We start from the raw sequence: 23,152 nt of genomic DNA on the forward strand, positions 1-23,152 counted from the left end.
TTGTTTTCGACTACGAAAACCGCACCATTGCTCGGTTCCGCCATTCCGGCCTTGCTGCGTTTGTCTCCAAACGTGGACGATGGCGACGGCTTTGTTGCACGAAAAAGAGACGACGGATCAGTAGCTTGGGTGGGGTATTTGCATATGTCTCGAAACGGAGACGAGAGTCTCCGAATAGAGACAGGATGCGGTCACCGTGGGAGGTGCGTAGCGCGGCGCTTGGGCCTACGGCTGGTCGGCGCGAAGCCCGTGCAGCGCCATCTTCTTGTAGAAGGTGGCGCGGCCGATGCCGAGCCGCGCGGCGGCGTCGATGACGCGGCCGCCGCATGCGGCGAGCGCGTCTTCGAGCAGCTGTTTCTCGAAGCCGGCCATCGCGTCGGCGTAATTCGGCGCGGTCGCCCTTTGGGGGGAAGGCAGGCCGGGGCGCAGCAGCGGCAGCAGCTCGGCGGCACCGAGCAGCGGGTGGTCGCTGAGCATCGTTGCGCGTTCGAGCACGTTGCGCAGCTCGCGCACGTTGCCGGGCCAGTCGTAGCCCTGCAGCAGGGCGATGCCGCCGGCGTCGATCCGCCGTACCGCACCGCCTTCGGTGGCCGCGAGTTCGGCGAAGATCGTTGCGCACAGCGCGGCGATGTCCGAGCTGCGTTCGCGCAGCGGCGGCAGGCTGATCGACAGCACGTTGAGCCGGTAGAAGAGGTCGGCACGGAAGGCGCCGGTTTCGACCTGCTGCAACAGCCGGGCCGACGTCGCCGCGATGATGCGCACGTCCGAGCGGACGACCAGGTTCGAGCCGAGCGCCTCGAATTCCTTGTCCTGCAGCACGCGCAGCAGCTTGGCCTGCAAGGCCAGCGGCAGGTCGCCGATCTCGTCGAGGAACAGCGTGCCGCCGTCGGCAAGCTGGAACTTGCCGGTCCGCCCCTTGGCACCGGTGTAGGCGCCGGCGGCGGCGCCGAACAGCTCGGCCTCGAGCAGCGCTTCGGGGATCGCCGCCATGTTCAGCGTCACCAGCGGCTTGTGCGCGCGGCGCGATGCGCTGTGGATCGCGTGCGCGAGCACTTCCTTGCCGGTGCCGGTTTCGCCGAGCAGCAGCACCGGCGAATCCATCGTTGCGGCGCGCTGCGCCTGGCGCTTGACCTCTTCGCTGGCCGGCGCGCTGCCGACAAAGCTGTCGAACGAATACTTGGCCCGGCGCGTCTGCGCCAGCGATTCGCGCGCGGCGGCGAGTTCGTCGTTGAGCTTGCCGACCTTGGCGATCAGCGGTGATAGCGAGCGGACCTCGTCGTACAGCGCAAAGCCGATCGCGCCGACGATGCGGCCGGCCTCGTCGCGCAGCGGCAGCCGGGTGACGACGAGCGAGCCGCTGCGCGTCGGCATCAGGTCGAGCAGCATCGGCTTGCCGGTGCGGACGACCTCGCGCAGCAGGCTCGACGGAATCACGGCCTCGACGTCGCGGCCGAGCGCATCGGCCGGGTCCTTGAAGCCGAAGCGGTCGGCGTAGCGCGTGTTGATCCAGACGATTCGGCTGTCGGCGTCGACGATGACCGTGCCTTCGCAGAAGGTCTCGAACGAGCGGAACAGCGAGGCGATCGCCCAGTCGCGCGTCTGTTCGTAATCGGCGAGGTGCGCGCCGAGCGGGGTGGCGGGGGGCAGGTCGCTCATCGGCGGCTCCGTTGACTAGGGCTTGATCCCTCGGGGGTGATCCCTAAGGGGTGATCCAGGCGGCGATCTGCGCGGTGACGGCATCGGCGAGGCCGGGCTTCTGGCTGTCGACCGTCGTCACATCGTCCATGCCGCGCAGCCACGTCAGCTGGCGCTTGGCGAGCTGGCGCGTTGCGGCGATGCCCTTGTCGCGCAGCGCCTGTGCGCCGTAGTCGCCATCGAGGTGCTCCCACGCCTGGCGGTAGCCGACGCAGCGCATGCTCGGCAGCTCGAGCGACAGCGCGTACTTCTGCCGCAGCATCGCCACTTCGGCTAGCAGCCCGCCTTGCAGCATCAGGTCGAAGCGCAGTGCGATCCGCGCGTGCAGCCAGGCGCGGTCGTTCGGCACCAGCGCGAGCTTGTGCAGCGCGTACGGCAGCGGCTCGGCGGTCGGCGCGGCGAGCAGTTCGGCCATCGGCTTGCCGGCGAGGATGCAGATTTCCAGCGCGCGGCCGACCCGCTGCGAGTCGTTCGGCGCCAGCCTTGCGGCGGTGACCGGATCGAGGCCGGCGAGGCGCGCATGCATGCCGGGCCAGCCGATCTCCTGTGCGTCGGCCTCGATCTGCAAGCGCAACGCGGCGTCGGCCTGCGGCAGATCGTGCAGCCCGTATTGCAGCGCGTTGTAATACATCATCGTGCCGCCGACCAGCACCGGCACCTTGCCGCGCGCGGTGATGTCGGCCATCAGTGCCAGCGCGTCGCTGCGGAACTGTGCGGCCGAGTACGACTGCTCGGGGCTGATGATGTCGATCAGATGGTGCGGCGCGCGCGCCAGTTCGGCGGCGTCCGGCTTGGCTGTGCCGACATCCATGTCGCGGAACACCAGCGCCGAATCGACCGAGATCAGCTCGACCGGCAGGCCGGCTTCGACCAGCGCGATCGCGCTGGCGGTCTTGCCCGACGCGGTCGGGCCCATCAGGAAAATCGCAGGCTTCATCGTTGCAGTCTTTGCATCAGCAGGTTGGCGCCATAGCCGGCACCGAGCGCGATGGCCGCAGCCGGCAGCGCGGCCCAGGCGCCAAGGTGGGCGGCGAGCGGTGCGAGGCACAGGAAGCTCGCGCCGGTGCCGACCAGGCCGGTGAGAAAGCCGCGCAGCTGCACCAGTACGGCGTCGCGGCCGGCGTTGGCGAGCGTGAACGCCGGGATCACCGTGGCCGCAACCGGCCCGGCCGACAGCACGCCGGTCAGCGCCGGGCCGAGCGGCAGCGTCACTGCGGTCAGGCCGGCGACCAGCACGAAAGCGGCAAGCATCCGGGTGGCGAGTTCGATCTTCGGCAGCGGCACGATGCGCGGTGGCGCCGATGGTTTGGGCAGCAGCAGGCCGGCGGCGATCAGCAGCCCGGCCAGCGCGGCGATGCCGAGCGGCACGCTGTGCGCGAGTCCGCCGTACGCCAAACCGATGGCGACCAGCAGATACGCGATCCAGCCGCAGACCAGCATGCCGAACCAGCCAAAGCGCCGGCTGGCAAAGCCGAGCGCGAGCATGTAGACGATATTGGCCCACAGCCCGGCCGGTGCGGCGCTGGCGGCGGCGAGCGCGTAGTCGCGGCCGTGTTCGAGCCACAAGGCGGTGACGACGCAGGCCGCGATCAGCGGCATGCCGCCGAGCAGGCCGGCGGCGGCCGGCCCCCAGCGCTTGCCGGCAAGGCTGGCCAGCCCGATCACCAGTGGGCCGGCAAACAGCTTGACCGCGATCACGCTGTCCATCACTGGCCGCGCATGAACAGTTTGTCGAGGTCGTTCATCGTCAGCCGGAACCACGTCGGCCGGCCGTGGTTGCACTGGCCGCTGCGCTCGGTGACTTCCATCTCGCGCAGCAGCGCGTTCATCTCGGGAATCGTCAGCGCGCGGTTGGCGCGCACCGAGCCGTGGCAGGCCATCGTTGCGAGGATCTCGTTGCGCCGGCCGGTCAGCACCTGGCTGGCGCCGACGTCGCGGATGTCGGCCAGCACCGACTTGGCCAGCTCGACCGCGTCGGCATCCTTGAGCAGCAGCGGCACGCCGCGGATCGCCAGATGCGTCGGCGACTGCACCGACAGATCGAAGCCGAGCTGCGCCAGCGCGTCGCCGTGGTCCTCGACCGTCGCGACGTCGAGCCGGTCGGCCGGGAACACGTGCGGGATCAGCAGCGGCTGGGTCGGCAGCCGTTCAAGGTCGAGTGCGTTCTTGAGCTTCTCGTAGACGACGCGTTCGTGCGCCGCGTGCATGTCGACGACGATCAGCCCATCAAAGGTCTGCGACAGCACGTAGACGCCGTGCAATTGCGCCAAGGCAAAACCAAGCGGCGGAATGCCGGCGTCGTTGTGGGCGGGGAAGGGCGCTTGTGCGCTGGCCGTTGGCTGTTGTGCCACGATGTACCTGTCCTGCGGCTGGCCTTCGTGATCGCGGCCGATTCCGAGGGCGGATTGAGGCGTATTGCTTGCGCGCAGGTCGCCGAACATCTTCTCGTACAGCGCCAGCGGCTCGTTGGCTACCGGCAAGGGCATCGGCTGCTGGCTGTAGGCGCCGCGTGCGGCGAAGTCGGCGTAGGTCTGCGGCCGCAGCACCGGCTGCTGCGCGTGGCCGGATGCGGGTGCCAGCACCTCGCCGGTTTCCGGATCAATGTGCGCCGGTGCCGATTCGCCGGGCGCCATGCCGGCCTTGGTATCGGCCAGCGCCTTTTTCAGCGAGTGCAGCAGGAAGCGGTAGACCGCCTGCGATTCGCGGAAGCGCACCTCGATCTTGGTCGGATGGACGTTGACGTCGACGCCCTCGGGCTCGAGGTCGAGAAACAGGCAGTAGGCGGCGTGGCGGTCGTGGTGCAGCACGTCGCGGTACGCCTCGCGCAGCGCGTGCTGGATCACCTTGTCGCGCACGAAGCGGCCGTTGACGAAGAAATACTGCGCGTCGCGACTGGCCTTGCCGAGCGTCGGGCTGCCGGTCAGGCCGTGGATGCGCAACGGTCCGGCAGCCTCGTCGATCGCGATCGCGCTGGCGGCGAACTCGTCGCCGAGGATCGCCGCGGCGCGCTTGGCCAGATCGCCGGCCAGATAGCGCTGCTGGGCACGGCCGTTGTGGCTCAGCGTGAACTGCTTGTCCGGGTTGGCCAGCGCGAGGCGCTGCACCATGTCGGCGCAGTGCGCGTATTCGGTCGAGTCGGACTTGAGGAACTTGCGCCGTGCGGGCAACTGGTAATACAGGTCATGGACCTCGATCGTCGTGCCGACCGACAGTGCCGCCGGCTCGGGCTCGGTGAGCCGGCCGTGGTCGGCCTCGACCCGCCACGCGTGCGAGCCGTCCCGCTCCCGGCTGGTCAGCACCAGCCGCGATACCGACGCGATCGACGCCAGCCCTTCACCGCGGAAACCCAGCGTTGCCACGCGCTGCAGGTCGTCGAAATCGCGGATCTTGCTCGTCGCGTGCCGGTGCAGCGCCAGCCCGAGATCGTCGCGGCCGATGCCGATGCCGTCGTCGATCACCTTGATCAGCTTGGTCCCGCCCGCCATCAGTTCGACGTTCAGGTTGTCGGCGCCGGCGTCGATGCTGTTCTCGAGCAGCTCCTTCAGTGCATTCGCCGGCCGCTCGACTACCTCGCCGGCGGCGATCTGGTTGACGAGGGTATCGGACAGGACCTGGATGCGGGGCATGGCGGGGACGGCAGCGGGCAAATCGACATGATAACAGTTGCCGATTCGATTCTCGGCGGCTGCCGCAGACCTGCGGTCTGGCACAATTCATACCCTAAGCCATCGAGCCATTCATCCATGACCTTGCCGCTCTCCACCGACATCCCCCGCTACGGCGCCGACGACGACACCGAACAGGCGTGGCAGTGGTTCCACGCCGTCTGCCAACTGGTCGCAACCGAACTGGCGGTGCAGCGCCCCGGCACGCTGGCGCTGGTCGACGACGGCGACGAGGTGTACTGGCTGACCGAGCAGGATGGCTTTTGCCATCTGGCGTGCGCGCCGACGCACGACGGCGAGGTCGTGACCGGCGCGGCCGCAAGGGTCGTCGACCTTGCCGGCTTCGGCGTCGACGAGCTGAACTACAAGCGCGAAGCGCTGACGCGCTGGCTGATGAACCAGACGACGATGCGCGTCGGCGATCCACGGCTGTTACAACTGCCGGTAGGGGGCGATACGGCCTGATCGGGAAATAGCCATCCGTTGATCGGATTTCGGGCTTCGTCCGGCGGCCAATCAATCCTTGTGCGCAAACAGAATTTTCTTTCTAGTTAAGCTTATTAATATAAGAAATTTCTTACAAAATAATTTCTTTTTTTGTTTTGTTTTGGGCGGTGACGTTACACTATGCCGATTGTTGTCGCCGGTGAGTGGTATGCGTGGTTTGTTGTTTGCCGTAATCGCATTCGTGGTTGGAGCCCTCGGCTCTGGCATGGAGGCTGGACTGGTCTTGGCGTTCTGTGCTTACGGCGCCAATCTGCTCCTGTCGTTCTCCGGCACGAACGACGCGCAGTCCGCAGGTTCTTCCAGTTCGGACAAGCCAGCCGCACTGGTACGCCCTGCGCCGATTGCCTTCGGAATGCAAGGCCAAACAGCGCCAGTGACAACCGGGACGACCGAGTTTGATGTGCTGGCTGCCCGGGTCGCGTTGCTGGAAAGCGAAGTTGCTTTGTTGCGCCAGCGGCTGGATTTGCCTCCGCTGCCGGATTCGCTGCCCGAGGCCGTGGCTTCCGTCCGTACGGCTGCCGAATCTGCCGCTCCTGCAACGCCAGTCGTACAGCAGATTTTGCCTGTAGTTGAATCTGGGTACGCTTCGAAGGATGTTCTCCGCGAACCCGTTCCCGAGGTATCGGTCGAGGTTCCGCTTGCCGAGCCGGCTGCCATTGCGCCACTCGTCAGTGAGCCGACAGCGGAGCCATCGGAGCGGGCGGCAGCACTCATCGCGCAGACGCCGACCGGGCCTAATCTGTTCCAGAAGGCCTGGCAATACGCTCGCGACTGGCTGCTGGGCGGCAATACCGTGGTGCGCGTCGGTGTGCTGATTCTCTTCTTCGGCGTGGCGTTCCTACTGAAGTACGCTGCCGACAGCAACCTGCTGCCGATCGAATTGCGTCTGGCCGGTGTAGCGCTCGGTGCTTGCGGGTTGCTCTTCACCGGCTGGCGCCTGCGCGAGAAACGGCGTGCTTACGGGCTGATCCTGCAGGGCGGCGGGGTGGGGATGCTGTACATCACCGCCTTTGTGACGCTGAAGCTCTTCAACCTGCTGCCGGCCGGCGTGGTGCTGGCTTTCCTTGTTGTCCTCGCCATTCTTTCCGCACTGCTGGCCATTCGCCAGGACGCACGTTCGCTTGCCGTGATGGGCATCACCGGGGGCTTTCTGGCACCGCTGCTGACCAGTACCGGCGGTGGCAGTCACATCATGCTGTTCAGCTACTACGCGCTGCTGAATGCCGGCATTTTCGGCATGGCGTGGTTCAAGTCCTGGCGGCCGCTGAATGTGCTGGGTTTTGCGTTCACCTTTGGCGTGGCGACGCTGTGGGGTGTTTTGCGCTACGAGCCGGCGTTGCGCGCATCGACCTTGCCCTTCCTGGTGCTGTTCTTTGCCTTCTATCTGGTGATCGCGATCCTGTATGCGCTGCACCGCGAGCTGAAGGTGCGCGATTACGTCGACGGCACGCTGGTGTTCGGCACGCCACTGGTGGGCTTCGGCCTGCTGGCAAAGCTGATGCAGGGCGTGCCGTTTGGCCTGGCCTGGGGGGCGGTCGTACTGGCGGCGCTGTACCTCGCGCTAACGTACTGGCTTAAACGGGCCTATCCCAAGCGCATGCATCTGCTCGCCGAATCCTTCCTCGCGTTGGGGGTGATCTTCGCCACGCTGGCGATTCCGCTGGCCTTTGATGGTCAGGCCACGGCGGCGATGTGGGCGGTGGAAGGTGCGGCGATTGTCTGGATCAGCCTGCGTCAGCGGCGTCGTATTGCGCTCGGTTTTGCGCTGCTGCTGCAACTGCTCGCCACCGGTGCCGTGCTCACGCACTGGGTGCCGGCAGCCGGCGATGCCGTTGTGATCTTCAATAGCGCGTTCATGGCCTTGCTGTTGCTGGCCCTGTCGGCGCTCATCACCGGCTACCTGTTGCAACGCGACGCCGCGTGCGAGTGGCTGTCATTGTGCCGCCCGCTGGCTGCGGTGTACGCCGCACTGGGCGGTGTGTGGTGGTTCCTGGGCGGGATGCGCGAAATTCACCGCCTTGTCCCAGAGGCAAACCTGTCCTCGCTGCTCTTCACGACGTTGAGCCTGGTGCTGGCAGGCGTGCTGTCACGGCGGCTCTGCTGGTCGCAGATGCGCTGGCCGGCGCTGGCTCTGCCGGCAGTGCTGGCCTGCTGGTCGCTTTATCTGCTGGGTGTTTCGCAGCATCCGTCGGAAAACCTGGGTTGGCTGGTGTTGCCGCTGGCTTTTTCGGCTGGCTGGCTGGTGCTGAAACACCATGAAAATGGTCTGCAGGGCGGGGCGGTTCTGCACCTGTTGCTGGTCTGGAGCCTGAGCGCCTTGCTGGTGCGGGAGGCCGGCTGGCAGCTTCTCGAATTGATTTCCGAGGGTATCTGGTTCCATACGGCGATTCCGCTAGGCTGCAGCGCGATACTGCTGCTGGTCTCTTCGTTTGCACCGAAGTGGGAGTGGCCGGTGCAGCTGCATCGCCGCAGCTATCTGCTGGTCGCGCCGCTCCCGCTGCTGTTCGCACAGGCCGTGTGGTTTGTCGTTGCGCTGGCCAGCAATGGCGATCCTGCGCCACTCGCCTATTTGCCGCTGCTGAACCCGCTGGATGTCGTCGTCGGCCTGACCTTGCTGTCGGTGCTGGCCTGGCTGCGCATGCTGACGCGCGAAGCGCTGTGGACACCGCCGGCGCCATTGCCGGCCTGGCTGGTGTGCGGCAGCTTGCTGCCTTGGCTGACTGCCGACATCCTGCGCCTCTTCCATCACTGGAACGACATGGGCTACGGAATGACCACGCTGCTGACCTCGCTGAAAGTGCAGTCTGTGCTGGTGCTGTTCTGGTCGGTGCTGGTGGTGCTGCTCGCCAGAAAACTGCGTAGTGACCCCGCACGGCAGGTGGTGCAGCGGCTCTCGTTCGGCATGCTGACGTTGATGGGGGCTTGGACACTGCTGGCCAACCTCAGCGACGGGCAACTGCTGTCTTTCACCTATATTCCTTTCCTCAATTTGCTGGAACTGGCGCAACTGGCCGCCATCGGCGCGGTGTATGTCTGGTGGCAGCAGCGCCGCAGGCAGGACGAGTCGCTGCCCAACAAGCCGGGCTGGCTGCTCTACGGTGGCAGCGCGGCGATCTTCCTGTTGCTGAATGCCGCGCTGCTGCGCGCGGCGCACGGCGGCTGGCAGGCGGATTATTCGCTGTTTGGCATTGCTAACTCGCTGGGATTGCAGCAGCTCTTTGCTCTTCTGTGGGCGCTGGCGGCCGGTTTCGGCATGTGGCTCGCCTGGCGCGGACGCGAACTGCGCCTGCTGCCGGTGGCGGGTGGATTGCTGCTGGCTCTTTGGCTGTGGACCTTCCACGCCAACGTGGCCGATGCGGGCGGGCGCATGGCGGTTGTACCGCTCTTGAATCCGCTTGATCTGCTGCAGGCGCTGATTCTCACGCTGTTGGGCGCGTGGTTCTGGCTGATGGCCCGGCGGAACGGCGAGCCGCTGTTACCGGAGAACGCCCTGCGCGTCTTCTTTGGCCTGACCGGCTTTGTCTGGCTGAACGCCGTGCTGCTGCGCACCATCCATCACTGGACGGGGCTTCCCTATGTCTGGCACGAACTGATGCAATCGATGGTCGTTCAGACAGCACTGTCGCTGTTCTGGACGCTGCTGGCGCTCCTGTTGATGGTGCTGGCGACGCGGCGTAAGGACCGTGCGATCTGGATTGCCGGTGGCCTGCTGCTGGTGCTGGTGGTGGCCAAACTCTTCATGCTCGATCTCTCGCAGGTTGCCGGCATCGCCCGCATCGTCAGCTTTATCGGCGTCGGCGTGTTGTTGCTGCTGATCGGCTATCTGGCGCCGCTGCCGCCGGCTATGAAAACTCAGGAAACCCCGGAGCAGGCCGGTGCATAAGGCATGGGGGTGGGCGGGACTGGGGTGGCTGCTGCCAATGACGCTGCTTGCGGCGCAACCGCAAGCCCCGGCGTCCACGCCTGACAGCTACGCCGTGCGCCAGCCCATCGTGCTGCAGGGCAATGCGCCGGCCTACCGTTTCGAAGTGCCGGCCAGTGTCTATGTAGTTAGTTGTGAAGAGTCAAGACGTTGTTTTTCGTTGCTGAGAGACGGGACATGGGCACGTGGCAGCCGATGCCGTGATGCGGACGGTGCCAGTTGTAATAATGATTCCAATACCTCAGGACTGCGCCGCGCTCATCCGAGTGTTGATAGGTTTGGCCGTAGGCCCATTCGCGCAGCGCGGACTGGATGAAGCGCTCGGCCTTGCCGTTGGTTTGCGGTCGGTAGGCGCGGGTGAACCTCTGCTTAATGCCCAGTTCAACGCAAACGCGGCCGAAGTCATGGGAGCGGAAGGCGGGCCCGTTATCGGTGATCAGGCGCTGGAGCGGTACGCCCAGCGTTTTGAAGTAGTCGTTGGCCGCACGCAGGAAGTCGATGGCGCTGGCGCGGCGCTCGTCGGGGTAGAGTCGGGTGAAGGCGATGCGACTATGGTCGTCGATCGCCACGAACAGATATTCCCAGCCGCTGTTTCGGCTGTTCTGGCGACGATCGCCGGTGATGCGATGGCCGACCTGCTCGAAGCGGGCGAGCTTCTTGATGTCGACGTGCAGCAGTTCGCCGGGCGTTTCGCGCTCGTAGCGCTGCACAGGCTCTGCGGGCTGCAGGTCGCTTAACCGCGATAGCCCTGCGTGTCGCAGCACGCGACTGACGGTTGCTTTGGACACGCCGATATAGCTTGCGATGCGAGCCTGCAGGAACAGCTTGCGACGCAATTCGATGATCGTCAGGGCAACGCTGGGCGCAATGGCACGTGGCGAGCGCTCGGGACGCGAGGATTTGTCGAGCAAGGCAGCCGCGCCGCCGACCAGATAGCGGCCCAGCCACTTGCGGGTGGTGACCGCGCTTACGCCATGGCGTGCCGCCGCCGCCGCGGTCGACAAACCATGCTCGGTGATGTCCTGAACCATTTCCAGGCGACGCAGATACGTCAGTCGGGCATTCTTATGTGTGTTCATCCGGTGTCTTGTTCTGTGACTGGGGGTTTGGCGATTTCCAGTCTCGCAGAACTTCTCCGGGTGAACACCCGAAACAACCTATTGAACCTTCACAGTTAGTCGTCAAGCTGGCCTGCGCGATCTCGGTGTTTTCAACGCCGCAGGCGAACCGGTGCCGTTCGCGGTCTCGGGCGTTGCACCGGCTGCCAACCGGGAACACGAGCAGAAGCTGGCGTTCTTCGCGGTACCTGCATTGACGACGGAGCAGGTGACGCAGGACGCCGATGGGCGGTTGCAACTGCAGAAAATGGTCCCCGACAAGCCGATTGGACTGCTCTTCGACACCAGCCAGCTGCCGGCCGGGCAGTGGCAGGCGCTGCATTTGCAGCTGAGCGACGACAGCTATCGCGGTCGGGTACAGTGGCTGCTGAGCGACGATCTGCAGGACTGGCGCGCAGGCGGCCAGCACGAACTGCTGAAACTTGCCAGCGGCCCCGGCCAGACCACGCTCAATCTGGCCGGGCAGCGCGCCCGCTATCTGAGACTGGATTGGCTGGACAAGCCTTTTCACCTGCAGCGGGCAAGCCTGCATTGGCGCGAACTCCGGCACGCCGACGCCGCACTGCGCTGGAGCAACTGGCAGCGGGCCACACCCGGCCGGCAATCCGGCGAATATCTGTTCGATCTCGGTCAGCGCGCGCCTTTCGAGCGACTGGAAATCCGCCTTCCCCAAGTCAACACTGTCGTACTTGCACACTGGTATAGCCGCGATTCGGCACAGGTCCCGTGGCAAGCGCTGGCACAGGGCAAGCTGAGTCAGCTCGGGCAAGCGTCCTTGCGGGTGGAGGGCTTTGGCAGTGTGCCCAAACGCTACTGGCGGCTGGTGGTCGATACCCGGCAGGGCGGGCTGGGGAAAGGAATGCCTGAATTGCGCGCAGCCTGGCAACCCGAACAGATCACCTTCGTCGCCCGTGGTGGCGGCCCTTTCTGGCTAGCCTACGGCTATGAAAAGGCCGGTGCTGCGCCGCAGACGTTGGGCGAGCTGCTCGATGGCAGCACGGTGCAGATCGCCTCGGCCACCCTCGCGGCAGCCTTGCCGCTGCAGGCACGGGCTTCAGTCACGCGTGTCGTCACGGACTCAGATCGTTGGCGCAAGGTCGGCTTATGGGCCAGTCTATTGCTGGCCGTGCTTTTGCTTGGCGCCATGGCGTGGAAACTGCTGCGCGAGCCGCCGCTGCCCGATGGCGATGTCCGCAACTGAGCCGAGTGCATCGTTAGCGCATCGCAGGGGGCGACCACATCGGTGATGCCCATTTGCTGCGCCTGCCGATGGTGCCGCACGGCGACGGACGATTCTGCCCGGAGGCGGACCGTGCCCGGAGCCAATCTGAATAATCGATGGTTTCTGACTGGATCAATATTTTTCAGCGGATAGACTGGAGCCTTCTTTCACGAAGGAGACCACTGTGCGCAACGTCGCCGACCGCATCCGCCATGCCCTGATGTTCGAGGTGTTTGGTGTGCTGCTGGTGATTCCCTACGGCTTTCTGCTGTTCGATCTGCCGCCCGCCAAGATGGGCGTGATCGGCGTGGCCAGTGCGCTGGTCGCCACGGTGTGGAACTACATCTACAACCTCGGTTTCGACCGCCTGATGCTGCGCCACGCCGGCACAACGCGGAAAACGCTGCGGCTGCGCATCGTGCATGCGCTGCTGTTCGAAGGCGGCCTGCTGCTGATCCTGCTGCCGGCGATGGCGCTCTACCTGCAGATCAGCCTGTGGCAGGCGCTGGTGATGGATCTGGCCATTGTCGTGTTCTATCTCGTCTACGCCTTCGTGTTCAACTGGGCTTACGACTGGGCGTTCCCGGTCGCCGAGCCGGCACCGCCTGCTGTCGAGGCGGCCTGACGGAGATGACCATGCCGAATACATTGCGATTGCGCCCGCTCGAACGCGACGACCTGCGTTTCGTTCATGCGCTGAACAACGACGCCAAGATCATGCGTTACTGGTTCGAGGAACCGTACGAAACCTTTGCTGAACTCTCGCAGCTTTATGACCGGCACGTCCACGACCAGCGCGAGCGGCGCTTTGTGGCCGTCGATGACAGCGGGGAATCGGTCGGTCTGGTCGAGCTGATCGAGCTCGACTACATCCACCGCCGCGGCGAGTTCCTGATCATCATCGCGCCGGGCGCGCAGGGCCGCGGTTACGCGACCGGCGCGACCCGGCTGGCGGTCAACTACGCGTTCTCGGTGCTCAACCTGCGCAAGCTGTATCTGGTCGTCGACGTGTCGAACCGGGCGGCGATCCACATCTATGAAAAGTGCGGCTTCATCAAGGAGGCCGAGCTGGTCGAGGAGTTCTTCAGCAACGGCCGCTATCACAACGTGTACCGGATGTACCTGATGCAGTCGCAGTTCCTCGCCATGAAGGCCTGTCAGGCGTGACGCCGTTGAATACCGACAGCGGTGCATTTGGCCGCGGCGTCCTCCGACTGGCGCGTCATGGCGTGGCCAAAGGTGTCATGGCCGTTTGGGCAAACCGAACTGGTATATCAGGCTGAGGTCGTACACCGTTGAGTTCAGCTCGCCCTTGAACGAGACGATGCGCCCGGCACTGGCGCGCAGTTGCCAGCCCGGGGTGAGGTTGTAGCCCAGAAATGCCATGGGCTGGGTGATGCCGCCGCCCTCGCTGGCGACCCCGCCGCCGCCGGCAGCGCCGACGGTGAGCTCGGCGCCGGCCACGAGCTTGTTCGACGCAAATGTGTGCTGCCAGCCGGCGCCAAACAGGCCGACCGAATAGGCTCCGGCATCGCCGGCAAATGCGCTATGCGCCTGGCCGGTGAGGTAGAGGCCTTGCGCCAGGTCGCGCTCGATTCTCAAGCCGATGGTATCCAGCGCTTCGGCCTCGCCGGTGCGGCGCTGCGCCGCGTGATAGCGCTGGAAGCTGGCACCCCAGCGCCAACCATCGAGGTTGGCCGTCGCACGGCCGGTTTCCGGGTGGTCCAGTGCCAGTTGCAGTTGTGCGCTGCCGTAGTAGGCCCGGAAGCTGCCTTGCGGGGCATCGGCCAGCCCGGTTTCCAGCAGCAGGCTGACGTCGCGGCTAAGCGCCACGCGGCCGAACAGCGCGGCCTTGGCCAGCACACCGCCATCGGTGTCGATGGCGCCGCCGCCGCCGGCACCCAGCGCCAGCTTGCCGCCCAGATGTACCGCGTTGCCAACGACCGGGGTTTCCCAGCCGAGATAGCCGAGCACTTCGGCATAGCCGTCCGCGCCGCCCGAGGCTGCGCCGGCGGCCTCGATGCCCCACAACCAGCCGTGGCCGAGCACTTGCTGCATATCGACGCCAGCAAAGCCGATATTCCTGTCGCCATCGCTGGGCCGGTACCCGCCCACCCGCACGCCGATCCGGTCGAACCCGACGCCGCCACGCCGATCGGTCATCAACGATTTGCCGACATTGGCGGCAGCGGTGAAATTGAACGGATCATCGAGCGACCAGACCACGCCGAGCTGATTGCTGCGGATGTCGCCGTTCGGAAAATACACCTGCGAGAGCGACAAGCCGGCGCGCTGCCGTCCCCACGCCCAGGTCAGGTCAAGGTGCGGCCGGAGCATCAGCCCGCCACCCACCGGCGCCGCTGCGCCGCCACCACCGCCGACATAGACGCCGGCCTCCAGTAGCCAGCGGCCGTAAATGGGCTGGCGCCAAGCTGTTTCCCAGCCACCGGTGAAAAAACCGCCACGCTGCCCCGATACCGCACCGTAGGCGGCCGGGCCGACATACAGGCCGGGGATGGTTTCGATCAGATACGTGCCGCCGACCATCCCCATGTGCTCATCGCCCGGCAGCGTGACCGTTTCGTAACCGAGACGGAATACCGCATCGTGGCTGGCAAGCGACGGGGCATCGGCCAATGCAGCGGCCGAAAAAGCCGAGGCAAGGAAAAAAGTAAAGATATTGATCTGATTTTTCATTGGGAGATTTTATCAAACTTTCATTTGATAAAAGCCCGTGTGACGTCAGGGAAGCCGCAAGTCTGGCCTCTAAGCCGGTGTGAGATGACCGGTCTCAGCCGTACAACACGAGGCTTGATCAGAAGGGGCTTTGTTGAACGAGCCGGCATCGGTCTCGAGAGGCCATCCCTGTCGAAGCCGACGGCCAATTTTCCGCAGCCACGGCTGGGCCGACAAATCAGGCAGATCGCCAGTCCGTGCTCTTTGCCACCATGCTTTTCGGTGGTGAGTCTGCAGTGTCTTCACCATATGCAGCGCACGCTTCGTCGAGCGTGAACTGCGTAAGCATCTTGCACTCTTGCCTGTGCGTTGCCGGCAAAACGGGTTTGCGATTGTTTCGGCCAACCACGAGGTTGGCTTGCGCCGGCAACGTACCTTGATCCACGAGGGCCAGAACGCAAAAAACGCGATCCTTGGATCGCGTTTCAGCTTTTGTGCTTGGTGCCGGGGTCGGACTCGACTATGGGACGCTTAGCCCGCATAAATGCTGTATTTGTTGTTTCTAGATTTTCATCCGTATCCCTAAACGTATACCTAAAAGTATTCAGTACCCCTCCTGTTGAGGCTGAACAGGGGTAGCCGAAAGGGGAGGAGGTGACACCCGTTACACCTCTACGGGACTAAGGCGTATCCAATATTCATATGGTGTATGAATGGTGGCTTGCGTGTCCGGAAGTGGGGGTATTGCGAAACCGCTTAGGCCAGTGTTCCGGCTTACTGGTCGAGTCACCGCACGCCGGCGGCAGGCAGGACCGACAGGCTGCGACCGATGGATTGCAGGACTCGAACGTCATCCACCTGCCGTTTTTTCGGTCTCCGGTCCTGTTCAGACCCCCCCCTATGTTTTTTCAGGTGTGCCGCAGAAACGACTGACTACTCGGTCTAGGGGGAAGCGGTCCAACCTTTTATGGCCCCCCTGATCCGGTGATGGTCAGACCATTGCCCGAACCTATCGGTTAACCCTGTTAAGTCTGTTAACTGTTAAGCAATGTCCGGCAACCGGAAGGCCGCAGACCTGCGAGGCCACGTTACCCGTGAGGGCCACCCCATCCGGAAGGACCCACGTCCCTCAAGGCATCGGGGACAGGGTGGCGGTGGCCTGATGGTAGAGGAGGGCGCCGGGGCAGTCGGCGGGGAGGGCGATGAAGCCGCTGTGCGTCGGCGTGACGACGCGCAGGAGAGCGTGGCCGGGGCAGGCCAGTTGCCAGAACTCGAAGCGCGCGGTCACCGGCAGGGCATGACGTCGGGCTTCGTCCAGCAACAGGGTCAGGAAGTCCGGATCCTGTCCTGCCAGTTGCTGCATCAGGCCCGCTGTTTCGGTGTCGGTGGCATCGTAATGGTCGGCGACCTGTCCGGTGATCTCCCGCCACAAACCCCAGTCCTCTTTCGTCAAATCGGCGGCGCGAAGGGTGTTCTGCGAGCCTGTCCTCAGCAGGCCTTCCCCCGACTCCGTCGATTTCGTGGTGTCACACGTGTCACAGGTGTCACAACGTTGATTCATAAGGGTTTTTGTCGTGACACCGGGGGTGTCGGCACGTGTCACAGGTGTCACGCCTTCACCAGGGCCGGGCAAGGGTGTAATCGAATCCAACCCTTTGATCCAGTTGAAGAAACTACCTTGTTCAGATGTCATCATCGCCCCCGGTCTGCCACAGTGTCGGCAGCACGACGTAGACCCTTGGCGAGCCCATGCCGGGCAGTCGTTCGGTCTTCGAGGCCTTGTTGCCGTTGCCCGGCAACAGCACGCCCAGTGCGAGCAACAGCCGGTTCGCGCGTTTCAGATCCAGCCCCTTGAGCACTTCGCTGGCCCAGGAATTGGGCAGCACGTAGTAGGTGGTCTCGCTGTGCTGGCTGCCACTGGCCTTGCCGGATTCACAGATCAGTTCGGTCTTGCGGAAGCCGCAACGCGCCAGTGTCTTCGGACCGTGCTCGTCGATGACCGCGTCCTCCCGGTCCCAGCGGGTGAAGCGTGCTTCGCCGTGCTGTTCGAAGAACAGCCGCACCTGCCGCAGGATCTGCCGGTCTTCCTCGTTGCCGGCACCACCGCGCTGCTTTAGCCAAGCCGTATACAACAGCCCGGCCGCTTGCCACGCGGTCTGCGCCGGCCAGCCGGTCAGCCCGGCTGCCGTCGCGGTTTCACCGGCAAAGGCGGCGAGGGCGAAGTAGTTCGCTGCATGCCTCGCCTGACCCGAGGCTCCGGAAGGCACGAACGAAGCAGCAAACGCACTCTGGGCCTTGGCCAGCTGCTGCCGCAACAGGTCGTGATCGAGACCGGCCAGTTGTTCCAGCCACGCCAGCCCGACCACGCCATGATGCTGGTCGGCGGCCTTGGCGATCGCCGAGCACAGTGCCGGGTGATCGGCAAAGCCGTGCAGATCATCAAAGGCCCCGTGTGAGCGTTCGGCACTCACGTGCAGCAAGCGCGCCAACTGGCCGGCATTCACCGGTACCCCGTGCATCTTCAGGTAGTCGGCGACCGAGTGTTCACCGTTCGAGAGCACGAAACAGCGCCAGCGTGTCATCGCCCGTAAACCGCCATCGGCGCGACTGCGGCTTTTGCCCTGACCCTGGCTCAGCATGTACACCACCGCCGCCACATCCGACGCCTTGGCCCGGCCGATCTCGTCGAGGATCAGCGGCAGATCGTTGTGGGCTTCGAGCTGCGCTTCGGCCCCCGACGCCGTGGTCTGCCACGACTTCTCGTAACGCGGTGGCGCACCGAACACCGACGCCGCCGCGCGGCAGGCCACGCTCTTGCCGTTCTTCGACGGCCCGGCCAGATGGAAACCGCCCGAGTCCATGCCGAAGAAGGCCATCAACGGTCCGGCCAGTGCAGCCGATAACGTCAACGCCAGTAAGGGATTGCCGACCGCGAAACGACCAACCCCGTCCTGCCAACCTTCCAGCGTCCCGGCAGAGACCAGCTCGGCACAGGCGCCGCCGTGATAGACCAGCAGCTCGCCGCCGTCACCGATCACCCGCTCCGGCAACACGAAGGCCGGACCCTGCCAGCCGGTGCGCGGCACCAGTCGTGCCCGGGGCGCATCGATGCCGGTCTGCAGGTACTGCAACATCAGTTTCTTCAGATCGGCCGCATACGAGAACCACAGTCCCTTCTCGGCCAGTTCTTCCAGCACCTTGGTTGACTGGTCCGACAACAGCTTCGCTCGGGGGATCAGGTGCGCCTTGGATGTGCCGTCCAGATCGGCCAGCTGCACCAGCACCGCCCAGCCACTGCCGTCCAGATGCCGCACCTGCGCGACGATCTGCAACGGCCCGCACAGCTTGCGCGGCTCGGTATCTTCATCGGGCCGGTACCAGACGCCATCGGTCTTGCTGCGGAAGCGTTCGAAACCGGCGGCGGATTTGGATTTCGTCTTGGCCTTGGGTTTGTCGTTTGCTGTGCTTCCCAGCGGGACGATTGCAGCCGGATCCATCAGTACTGCCAGATCGTCACTCATGCCCGACCTCCCTCCAGCACGTCGAGCCAGTCCCGCCCGGGTGACGATGGCAGCAGCACCCGCACCGTACGGCCCTCGGCCAACAGCCTGCCGGCGAGGGTATCGGCCGCCTGCTGACCGGTGCCGTTGTCGTCATGGTCGGCGAAGACGAACACCTCGACCGCGTCGGCCGGCAGCACCGCCTGCGCCATGCCGTACGCTGACAGCCCGGCCCACACCGGCAGGCCGTTGGCGCAATGCACGGCCAGTGCCGTCTCGATCCCTTCGGTGATCGCCAGTTGCGGCCCGGCCGGATACAGCCGCACCGTCGCACCCCGGGTAGTCCCGCTCGGACTGCTCCACTTCTTCACGCTCGGCACGTCTGCCTTGTGGCCGTCGGCATCGAGATAGGTCTTGTGCAAGGCGACCGGTGTGCCGTCGGCGGCCTGCACCGCCGCGAGCAGCGCTGGGAAGTAACCCAACAGTACCGGCTCGCCATTTTCCTGATGCCAGTACGGCAAGGCCGGGTGAAACCGCAGTGCCTTGGGATAGTGATCAAGCACCAGTCCCCGTCCTGCCAGATACAAGCCGGCCGGCGAATCGGCATCGACCGGCTGCGCCTCCTGCCACAAGGCGGCATTGCGGGCCCGGGCCTTGGCCCACAGCCGTTGTTGTTCGGCCTGTTCCCGCTCAGCACGCCGGGCCAGCTCGGCCGGATCGACTGCTGCGGCCACCGTATTACCGCCGAAATGATCGGCCACCCAGCGCGCCGCACCAAGGAAGTCGCAACGCAGCCAGTCGGCCAGCAGCTGGAAACCGTCGCCACCATCGGGACGGTGGTGGTTGCAGACGAAGCAGCCGCGCCCGTCGCGGTCGGTAAACCGGAAGCGGTCCTTGCCGCCGCAAACCGGGCAGGGCCCATGTTTCTTGCGCAGAAAGGCCGCATCGATCCCGGCCGCCTGCAGCAGCGCCGGCCAGCGATCCCGGGCCAGTGATTTGAGGTGTTGAAGGTCCAAACGGGTATTTTGGGCGTAGCCGGGCCTGCCGGCCTCGATCGAGGTCGTTGTCATGAGAAGGATTCCTGAAGGACTTAGAAGCGGGAAGGGCGGGACGAACGCGCACCGGCGCGTTGCGGTCGGGCCGGGCGGGCCTGTTTCAGGCCGGCCAGCGCGGCGGCAATCCGGTCACGGGTGGCGCGGCTCAGCAGTGCGGTGTTGCGGGTCGGTTTACGCATGGAGCACCGCCTGCGCGTGCGGAATACGACGCTCGGCCAGTTGCGCCAGATCGACCACGGCGTGGTACTCGCAATCGAGCTGATCGATCCGGCTTCCGGTCTGCCGGCTCGCCAGCCGGGCCAGTACCTGCATCTGTTCACCGGCCGTATCTGGCAACAGCTCAAACACATTGAGCACGCCCTGCAACTCGTCCAGCGCCTCGCCGGCCTGTGACGACAGATCGGTCAGCGCGGCCAGCGGAATGGCGCTCGAATGCAGCCCCTGACCCGAACGGAAGCGCTCCAGTGCCTGCAGCACCGACGCCAGCAGCCGGACTGACGCATGCTCGCCAGTCACCTCCCACTGCTGCGCCTGCCATTCGGCAAAGTGGCGGTACAGCGGGTTGTGCAGCTCACCCAATGTGACCATCGGCAACCGCTGCAATACATCCTGCTCGGTTCGCAGGGCCAAGGCGATACCACTTGGCCCGGCTGAGTTTGTGCCCTGCGTCCCCAGCACTCCATCCACCTCAGCGTGCATCAGCTGCAGTTCGCAGCGAGCCGAACGCGCAATGCTGCGCATCTGCCGGCCCGCTTGGTCAGGCAGTGCTTCGAGGGCGAGTAACAACTCGACCAGTTGATCCATCGTCTCCCTCGCCAGCTCGGACACGTCGGTGAAGGCACGCAGCTGTGCCAGCGATGCGGGATTGTGCCGTTCAGTCATGGACACCTCCACGATGAGCAATGCCGTAACAAAGCAGGCCGGCAATGCAGGCAAGTGAGGCCAACACGGGGCAACGGGCGTAAACAAGAACAGCGGTGAGCGCGGTAAAGGCGTGCGTGGTGAACGCACGAAGGGCGGATGAGGCCATCGGGCAAGACTCCTGTGCTAATTGAAGCCTGCCGCTCAACGCCAATTGAGGGTGGCAGGCCAGTAGCGGGGTTGGCGTGCCGGTGCACAGGGAACCGGTGAGCCTTGCGGCTCCCCCACTACGGCCCGCCATAAACTGGACGCACCGGTAGCGGTGTACGGACGTAAAAAAGCCGCCTAGATTCCGGCGGATATCCGCCTGTGCATTCGGGACGCCAATCCCGGCCGCGCTATTGAACACGACCCAGTCATTGTGCGCCGGCACTGCGCCGCCGGCAAGGGTGGCGCGATCGGTAATTCGTCGAACATGGTTCATGACTGCCCCCCACGGCCGGCCGATCCGGCCGAGTCGCGCTGACGGAGAATCGAACAGAGCGACACCATCCACATCGCCCGCATGTCATCGCCCTTGGTCAACAGCCGCGCCGCCCGGAAGGCGTATTCCGTCCGGACCAGTGTTTCGAGCGTAGCAATGTCCGGACACGCCGCGGGTGACAGTCGCGACTTCAGTTCATGCACGTTCACGGGTCACCTCCTGATCGCGTTCCGCAATGCGTTCGGAGACCCATGCCGACACTTCACTCTGCAGCCAGGCAACACTGTTGCCACCGAGCCGGACCGGCTTCGGGAAGGTGCCGGCAGCAATGGCGGCGTAGATCGAACTGCGCGACAGCCCGACCTGTTGACGCAGCGCCTGCAGCCGCAGCAGGTAATCGACGGGCGTAGCCGTCTTGGCCGGCGTGACGGTCGCCACGGCCGGAAAGGATGCACAAGTCGTCATGCTTGACCTCCCGGTTGGTTGCTGCGCGTCGCCATGAAGGCCTGCAGATCGGCAAGGCGGTACAACACCCGGCCACCGCGCTTGATGTAGGCCGGACCGCCGCCACGGCAACGCCACGTGGCCAGCGTGGTTTCGGTCACACGCAGCAGCGGTGCTGCGTGAGCCGGCGGTACTTCAACTGGTTGGAAGGGGATGGACATCAGGGGCACACTCCGGACTCGGCTAAGTGGGGAGCGGATGATAGAAGTTGGCTACAAGGCCCAAAAGCAGCCAGCCGGCTGGATGAGGAAGGCAGCCGGCTGGATTGGTAAGGCAGCCGGCTGGATGAGCAAACCGGCTTGCGCCGGCGAAGGATCTACGCCCTGCGCCGGGGGCTGAAACCGAGACGGGCCAGTGCCCGCGTTACCCAGCCGAGGCTGTCGTGGTAACTGAAATGGCCGGGCCCCAGACCGAGTTCCCGGGCTTTGGCGACGGCATCCGGTTCCAGATCCTTGGCCGCTTCCACCTGCGTGACATAGGGCGTCTGGGCATGCCGGCTGTGGACGGTCTCGCGCAACCAGTCGGTCAGCGGACGGGCCGCATCATGCCGTTTTGCACCGCCGGCACGGGCGGCACTGAGACGGGCCTCCTCGACCAGCGTCACAGCCCCGCTGGATTCGACCATCCGTGCAGCCAGCGCAATGTGGGCCAGTGCCGCATCGATTTCAACGCAGGCCCGCCAATGCTCGGTATCGTGCAACAGGCAGGCCAGTACGAGCAGATAAAACTCGGCTGCGGTCAACTGTGCCAAGCGGCTCCCTGATGCCGCCCGCATATGCAGGTAGTCCACTAGCATCATCCGGCCGTCGGGATCCTGTTCATCAAAATCGAGCAGGTCCTCCCGGTCTTCCCGCTCGCACGCCGCCCTGTGCGCAGCCCAAGCGGCGTCGACTTCCGCAGCCAACTGCTGCAACGAATCCCAGCTCGCCGCCCAGACGGGCTCGAACGCCAGCGGATCCACCGGCTGCCGATGCGCGTCCAGCGGCACACCGGTGGACTCGACCAATGCCCGCTTGAGCTTGGCACCGAGCGGGGCCAGACCGCACTCGAACCCTTGGTCTATCCACCGACTGTAATGAGCCGGGGAGAAACGGAGTCGCATCGCCGCAATGGCCTCGGCATAGCTGCACCACATCCAGTGATTCCTTGACCCCGAACGCACCCGGCCAAGCGCAGGGGCGCACAGGTTTGAAAAGGCCGGAGGATGCCGATTGTTTGCAAAAGCAGCCTGATGAAAAAGGGGATTAAGTGGCTTGGCGAAACCAATGTACTACGACCTAGCGTGCAGCAGAAGGGGCATGGCGTGGCCCGGAAGCATCCAAAACGTAACCCCTTCGCAACATGAAAAAGCTGACAGTTTGTGAATGCTGCGTAAGGTTTCTCGCGTCAGTATTATTGGTGCGAATGGACGGAAAGGATTGAGAGGAAGGTTCATACGATCAGTTACCTAAAATGCATTCTGGATGTTCGCGCCATTATTTTATGTATTGGTTCGTGGGACAACCTAGTAAATGTTAGCCCCCAACTAAATAAGGACGCTCTACCGATGTCGCCTCCTTTGCAACTTACGCTGTCTGGTGCTGTTCATCCGAATAAGACCCCATTCGCAGTCGTTGGTGATGTAGCAATTCACCCGGGCTCTGGCAGGTCGCCGTATATAGACGCAACCATATTTGACGGTAGGATGTGGCGCGCCTTGGATCTGATTGGGTTTGGCTTTCACCTTGGTAGCAGAGTCTTTGGCCATTCGGAGGAGATTGGGGGGCTTATGCGAAAAATTGAGAGCAAGCTTAAGGGCTGCAAAGGCTCTCTGGTTTATTACGATTATCCTGTGGCAAGCAAAAGGCGAAGATATATTTATCGTGGCACTCCATTTTCTTTTCTTGTGCAGCACAATTCTTTGGGTTTGAATTGATTTCCAAGGTGATCTAACGATTTATTTA

At 64.4% G+C, this 23,152-nt stretch carries 19 protein-coding genes and 1 pseudogene; 5 read left to right on the plus strand and 15 right to left on the minus strand.

The features are described from left to right. Positions 1-225: 225 nt before the first annotated feature. The 4 genes from BJP62_RS14690 to mutL are packed head-to-tail and all read right to left on the minus strand — an operon-like array spanning position 226 to position 5,321. A complete protein-coding gene (locus BJP62_RS14690) occupies positions 226-1,656 on the minus strand; it encodes a sigma-54-dependent Fis family transcriptional regulator (protein WP_083300936.1) in 1,431 nt (476 codons plus the stop codon). 43 nt (positions 1,657-1,699) lie between these two features. After that, the gene (gene miaA, locus BJP62_RS14695; RefSeq protein WP_070530777.1) at positions 1,700-2,632 is read right to left on the minus strand and encodes a tRNA (adenosine(37)-N6)-dimethylallyltransferase MiaA; all 933 of its coding nucleotides are present in this window, start codon (positions 2,630-2,632) and stop codon (positions 1,700-1,702) included. Continuing rightward, positions 2,629-3,402 carry a hypothetical protein gene (locus BJP62_RS14700; RefSeq protein WP_070530779.1) on the minus strand — a complete coding sequence of 258 codons (774 nt, stop codon included), beginning with the start codon at positions 3,400-3,402 and terminating at the stop codon, positions 2,629-2,631. Before BJP62_RS14700 ends, miaA begins: the two co-directional genes overlap by 4 nt. Beyond that, entirely contained in the window at positions 3,402-5,321 is a 1,920-nt protein-coding gene (gene mutL / locus BJP62_RS14705; RefSeq protein ID WP_070530781.1) for a DNA mismatch repair endonuclease MutL, read from the minus strand. The genes BJP62_RS14700 and mutL overlap by 1 nt, the downstream gene beginning before the upstream one ends. Positions 5,322-5,438: 117 nt before the next feature. Here mutL and BJP62_RS14710 point away from each other — a divergent pair, with 117 nt between their 5' ends. Next, entirely contained in the window at positions 5,439-5,825 is a 387-nt protein-coding gene (locus BJP62_RS14710; RefSeq protein WP_070530783.1) for a hypothetical protein, read from the plus strand. 247 nt (positions 5,826-6,072) lie between these two features. After that, positions 6,073-9,750 (plus strand): DUF2339 domain-containing protein, encoded by a 3,678-nt coding sequence (locus tag BJP62_RS14715; protein WP_168163841.1) that lies wholly within the window; start codon positions 6,073-6,075, stop codon positions 9,748-9,750. Positions 9,751-9,917: 167 nt separating this feature from the next. On the opposite strand, the gene BJP62_RS14720 is transcribed toward BJP62_RS14715, so the two are convergent. Then, a complete protein-coding gene (locus tag BJP62_RS14720; protein ID WP_070530788.1) occupies positions 9,918-10,868 on the minus strand; it encodes an IS481 family transposase in 951 nt (316 codons plus the stop codon). Positions 10,869-10,974: 106 nt separating this feature from the next. Here BJP62_RS14720 and BJP62_RS14725 point away from each other — a divergent pair. From BJP62_RS14725 to speG, 3 genes and pseudogenes are all read left to right on the plus strand, one after another. Next, positions 10,975-12,108 (plus strand): annotated as a pseudogene (locus BJP62_RS14725) (DUF3999 family protein); the annotation flags it as partial. A 205-nt stretch (positions 12,109-12,313) separates the two neighbouring features. Beyond that, on the plus strand, positions 12,314-12,754 hold the full coding sequence (locus BJP62_RS14730) for a PACE efflux transporter (RefSeq protein ID WP_070530793.1): 441 nt from the start codon (positions 12,314-12,316) through the stop codon (positions 12,752-12,754). Positions 12,755-12,765: 11 nt separating this feature from the next. After that, the gene (gene speG / locus BJP62_RS14735) at positions 12,766-13,296 is read left to right on the plus strand and encodes a spermidine N1-acetyltransferase (protein ID WP_205700910.1); all 531 of its coding nucleotides are present in this window, start codon (positions 12,766-12,768) and stop codon (positions 13,294-13,296) included. A 75-nt stretch (positions 13,297-13,371) separates the two neighbouring features. Here speG and BJP62_RS14740 read toward each other — a convergent pair whose 3' ends face one another. The 10 genes from BJP62_RS14740 to BJP62_RS14775 all read right to left on the minus strand — a co-directional run bounded on the left by BJP62_RS14740 (position 13,372) and on the right by BJP62_RS14775 (position 22,344). Beyond that, positions 13,372-14,826 carry a hypothetical protein gene (locus BJP62_RS14740; RefSeq protein WP_070530796.1) on the minus strand — a complete coding sequence of 485 codons (1,455 nt, stop codon included), beginning with the start codon at positions 14,824-14,826 and terminating at the stop codon, positions 13,372-13,374. Positions 14,827-15,934: 1,108 nt separating this feature from the next. Then, the gene (locus BJP62_RS14745) at positions 15,935-16,498 is read right to left on the minus strand and encodes a hypothetical protein (protein WP_145927111.1); all 564 of its coding nucleotides are present in this window, start codon (positions 16,496-16,498) and stop codon (positions 15,935-15,937) included. Further along, positions 16,488-18,326, minus strand: coding sequence for a DUF927 domain-containing protein (locus BJP62_RS14750; RefSeq protein WP_070530798.1), 1,839 nt, complete (start codon positions 18,324-18,326; stop codon positions 16,488-16,490). The genes BJP62_RS14745 and BJP62_RS14750 overlap by 11 nt, the downstream gene beginning before the upstream one ends. Then, the gene (locus BJP62_RS14755) at positions 18,323-19,321 is read right to left on the minus strand and encodes a toprim domain-containing protein (RefSeq protein ID WP_070532790.1); all 999 of its coding nucleotides are present in this window, start codon (positions 19,319-19,321) and stop codon (positions 18,323-18,325) included. The genes BJP62_RS14750 and BJP62_RS14755 overlap by 4 nt, the downstream gene beginning before the upstream one ends. A 74-nt stretch (positions 19,322-19,395) precedes the next feature. Then, complete coding sequence (locus BJP62_RS18735) at positions 19,396-19,539, minus strand: hypothetical protein (RefSeq protein WP_168163842.1); 144 nt, start codon at positions 19,537-19,539, stop codon at positions 19,396-19,398. Next, complete coding sequence (locus BJP62_RS18505; RefSeq protein WP_070530800.1) at positions 19,532-20,242, minus strand: hypothetical protein; 711 nt, start codon at positions 20,240-20,242, stop codon at positions 19,532-19,534. The genes BJP62_RS18735 and BJP62_RS18505 overlap by 8 nt, the downstream gene beginning before the upstream one ends. A gap of 459 nt (positions 20,243-20,701) precedes the next feature. Then, positions 20,702-20,914 (minus strand): hypothetical protein, encoded by a 213-nt coding sequence (locus BJP62_RS14765; protein ID WP_070530802.1) that lies wholly within the window; start codon positions 20,912-20,914, stop codon positions 20,702-20,704. After that, the gene (locus BJP62_RS14770) at positions 20,901-21,170 is read right to left on the minus strand and encodes an AlpA family transcriptional regulator (protein ID WP_070530804.1); all 270 of its coding nucleotides are present in this window, start codon (positions 21,168-21,170) and stop codon (positions 20,901-20,903) included. Before BJP62_RS14770 ends, BJP62_RS14765 begins: the two co-directional genes overlap by 14 nt. After that, positions 21,167-21,370: a helix-turn-helix domain-containing protein gene (locus BJP62_RS18135; RefSeq protein ID WP_083300942.1), complete on the minus strand. Its 204-nt coding sequence runs from the start codon at positions 21,368-21,370 to the stop codon at positions 21,167-21,169. Before BJP62_RS18135 ends, BJP62_RS14770 begins: the two co-directional genes overlap by 4 nt. Before the next feature lie 155 nt (positions 21,371-21,525). Beyond that, on the minus strand, positions 21,526-22,344 hold the full coding sequence (locus tag BJP62_RS14775) for a hypothetical protein (protein WP_070530805.1): 819 nt from the start codon (positions 22,342-22,344) through the stop codon (positions 21,526-21,528). Positions 22,345-23,152: the final 808 nt, after the last annotated feature.

The sequence above is a fragment of the Jeongeupia sp. USM3 genome (genome assembly GCF_001808185.1).
Taxonomy (GTDB): Bacteria; Pseudomonadota; Gammaproteobacteria; order Burkholderiales; family Chitinibacteraceae; genus Jeongeupia.

Excerpts from the sequence above, each read along its gene's own strand:
- BJP62_RS14690 (WP_083300936.1), bottom strand. The coding sequence starts at position 1,656 with ATGAGCGACCTGCCCCCCGCCACCCCGCTCGGCGCGCACCTCGCCGAT.
- miaA (WP_070530777.1), bottom strand. The coding sequence starts at position 2,632 with ATGAAGCCTGCGATTTTCCTGATGGGCCCGACCGCGTCGGGCAAGACC.
- BJP62_RS14700 (WP_070530779.1), bottom strand. The coding sequence starts at position 3,402 with ATGGACAGCGTGATCGCGGTCAAGCTGTTTGCCGGCCCACTGGTGATC.
- mutL (WP_070530781.1), bottom strand. The coding sequence starts at position 5,321 with ATGCCCCGCATCCAGGTCCTGTCCGATACCCTCGTCAACCAGATCGCC.
- BJP62_RS14710 (WP_070530783.1), top strand. The coding sequence starts at position 5,439 with ATGACCTTGCCGCTCTCCACCGACATCCCCCGCTACGGCGCCGACGAC.
- BJP62_RS14715 (WP_168163841.1), top strand. The coding sequence starts at position 6,073 with ATGGAGGCTGGACTGGTCTTGGCGTTCTGTGCTTACGGCGCCAATCTG.
- BJP62_RS14720 (WP_070530788.1), bottom strand. The coding sequence starts at position 10,868 with ATGAACACACATAAGAATGCCCGACTGACGTATCTGCGTCGCCTGGAA.
- speG (WP_205700910.1), top strand. The coding sequence starts at position 12,766 with ATGCCGAATACATTGCGATTGCGCCCGCTCGAACGCGACGACCTGCGT.
- BJP62_RS14740 (WP_070530796.1), bottom strand. The coding sequence starts at position 14,826 with ATGAAAAATCAGATCAATATCTTTACTTTTTTCCTTGCCTCGGCTTTT.
- BJP62_RS14745 (WP_145927111.1), bottom strand. The coding sequence starts at position 16,498 with ATGACATCTGAACAAGGTAGTTTCTTCAACTGGATCAAAGGGTTGGAT.
- BJP62_RS14750 (WP_070530798.1), bottom strand. The coding sequence starts at position 18,326 with ATGAGTGACGATCTGGCAGTACTGATGGATCCGGCTGCAATCGTCCCG.
- BJP62_RS18735 (WP_168163842.1), bottom strand. The coding sequence starts at position 19,539 with ATGCGTAAACCGACCCGCAACACCGCACTGCTGAGCCGCGCCACCCGT.
- BJP62_RS18505 (WP_070530800.1), bottom strand. The coding sequence starts at position 20,242 with ATGACTGAACGGCACAATCCCGCATCGCTGGCACAGCTGCGTGCCTTC.
- BJP62_RS14770 (WP_070530804.1), bottom strand. The coding sequence starts at position 21,170 with ATGACGACTTGTGCATCCTTTCCGGCCGTGGCGACCGTCACGCCGGCC.
- BJP62_RS18135 (WP_083300942.1), bottom strand. The coding sequence starts at position 21,370 with ATGTCCATCCCCTTCCAACCAGTTGAAGTACCGCCGGCTCACGCAGCA.
- BJP62_RS14775 (WP_070530805.1), bottom strand. The coding sequence starts at position 22,344 with ATGTGGTGCAGCTATGCCGAGGCCATTGCGGCGATGCGACTCCGTTTC.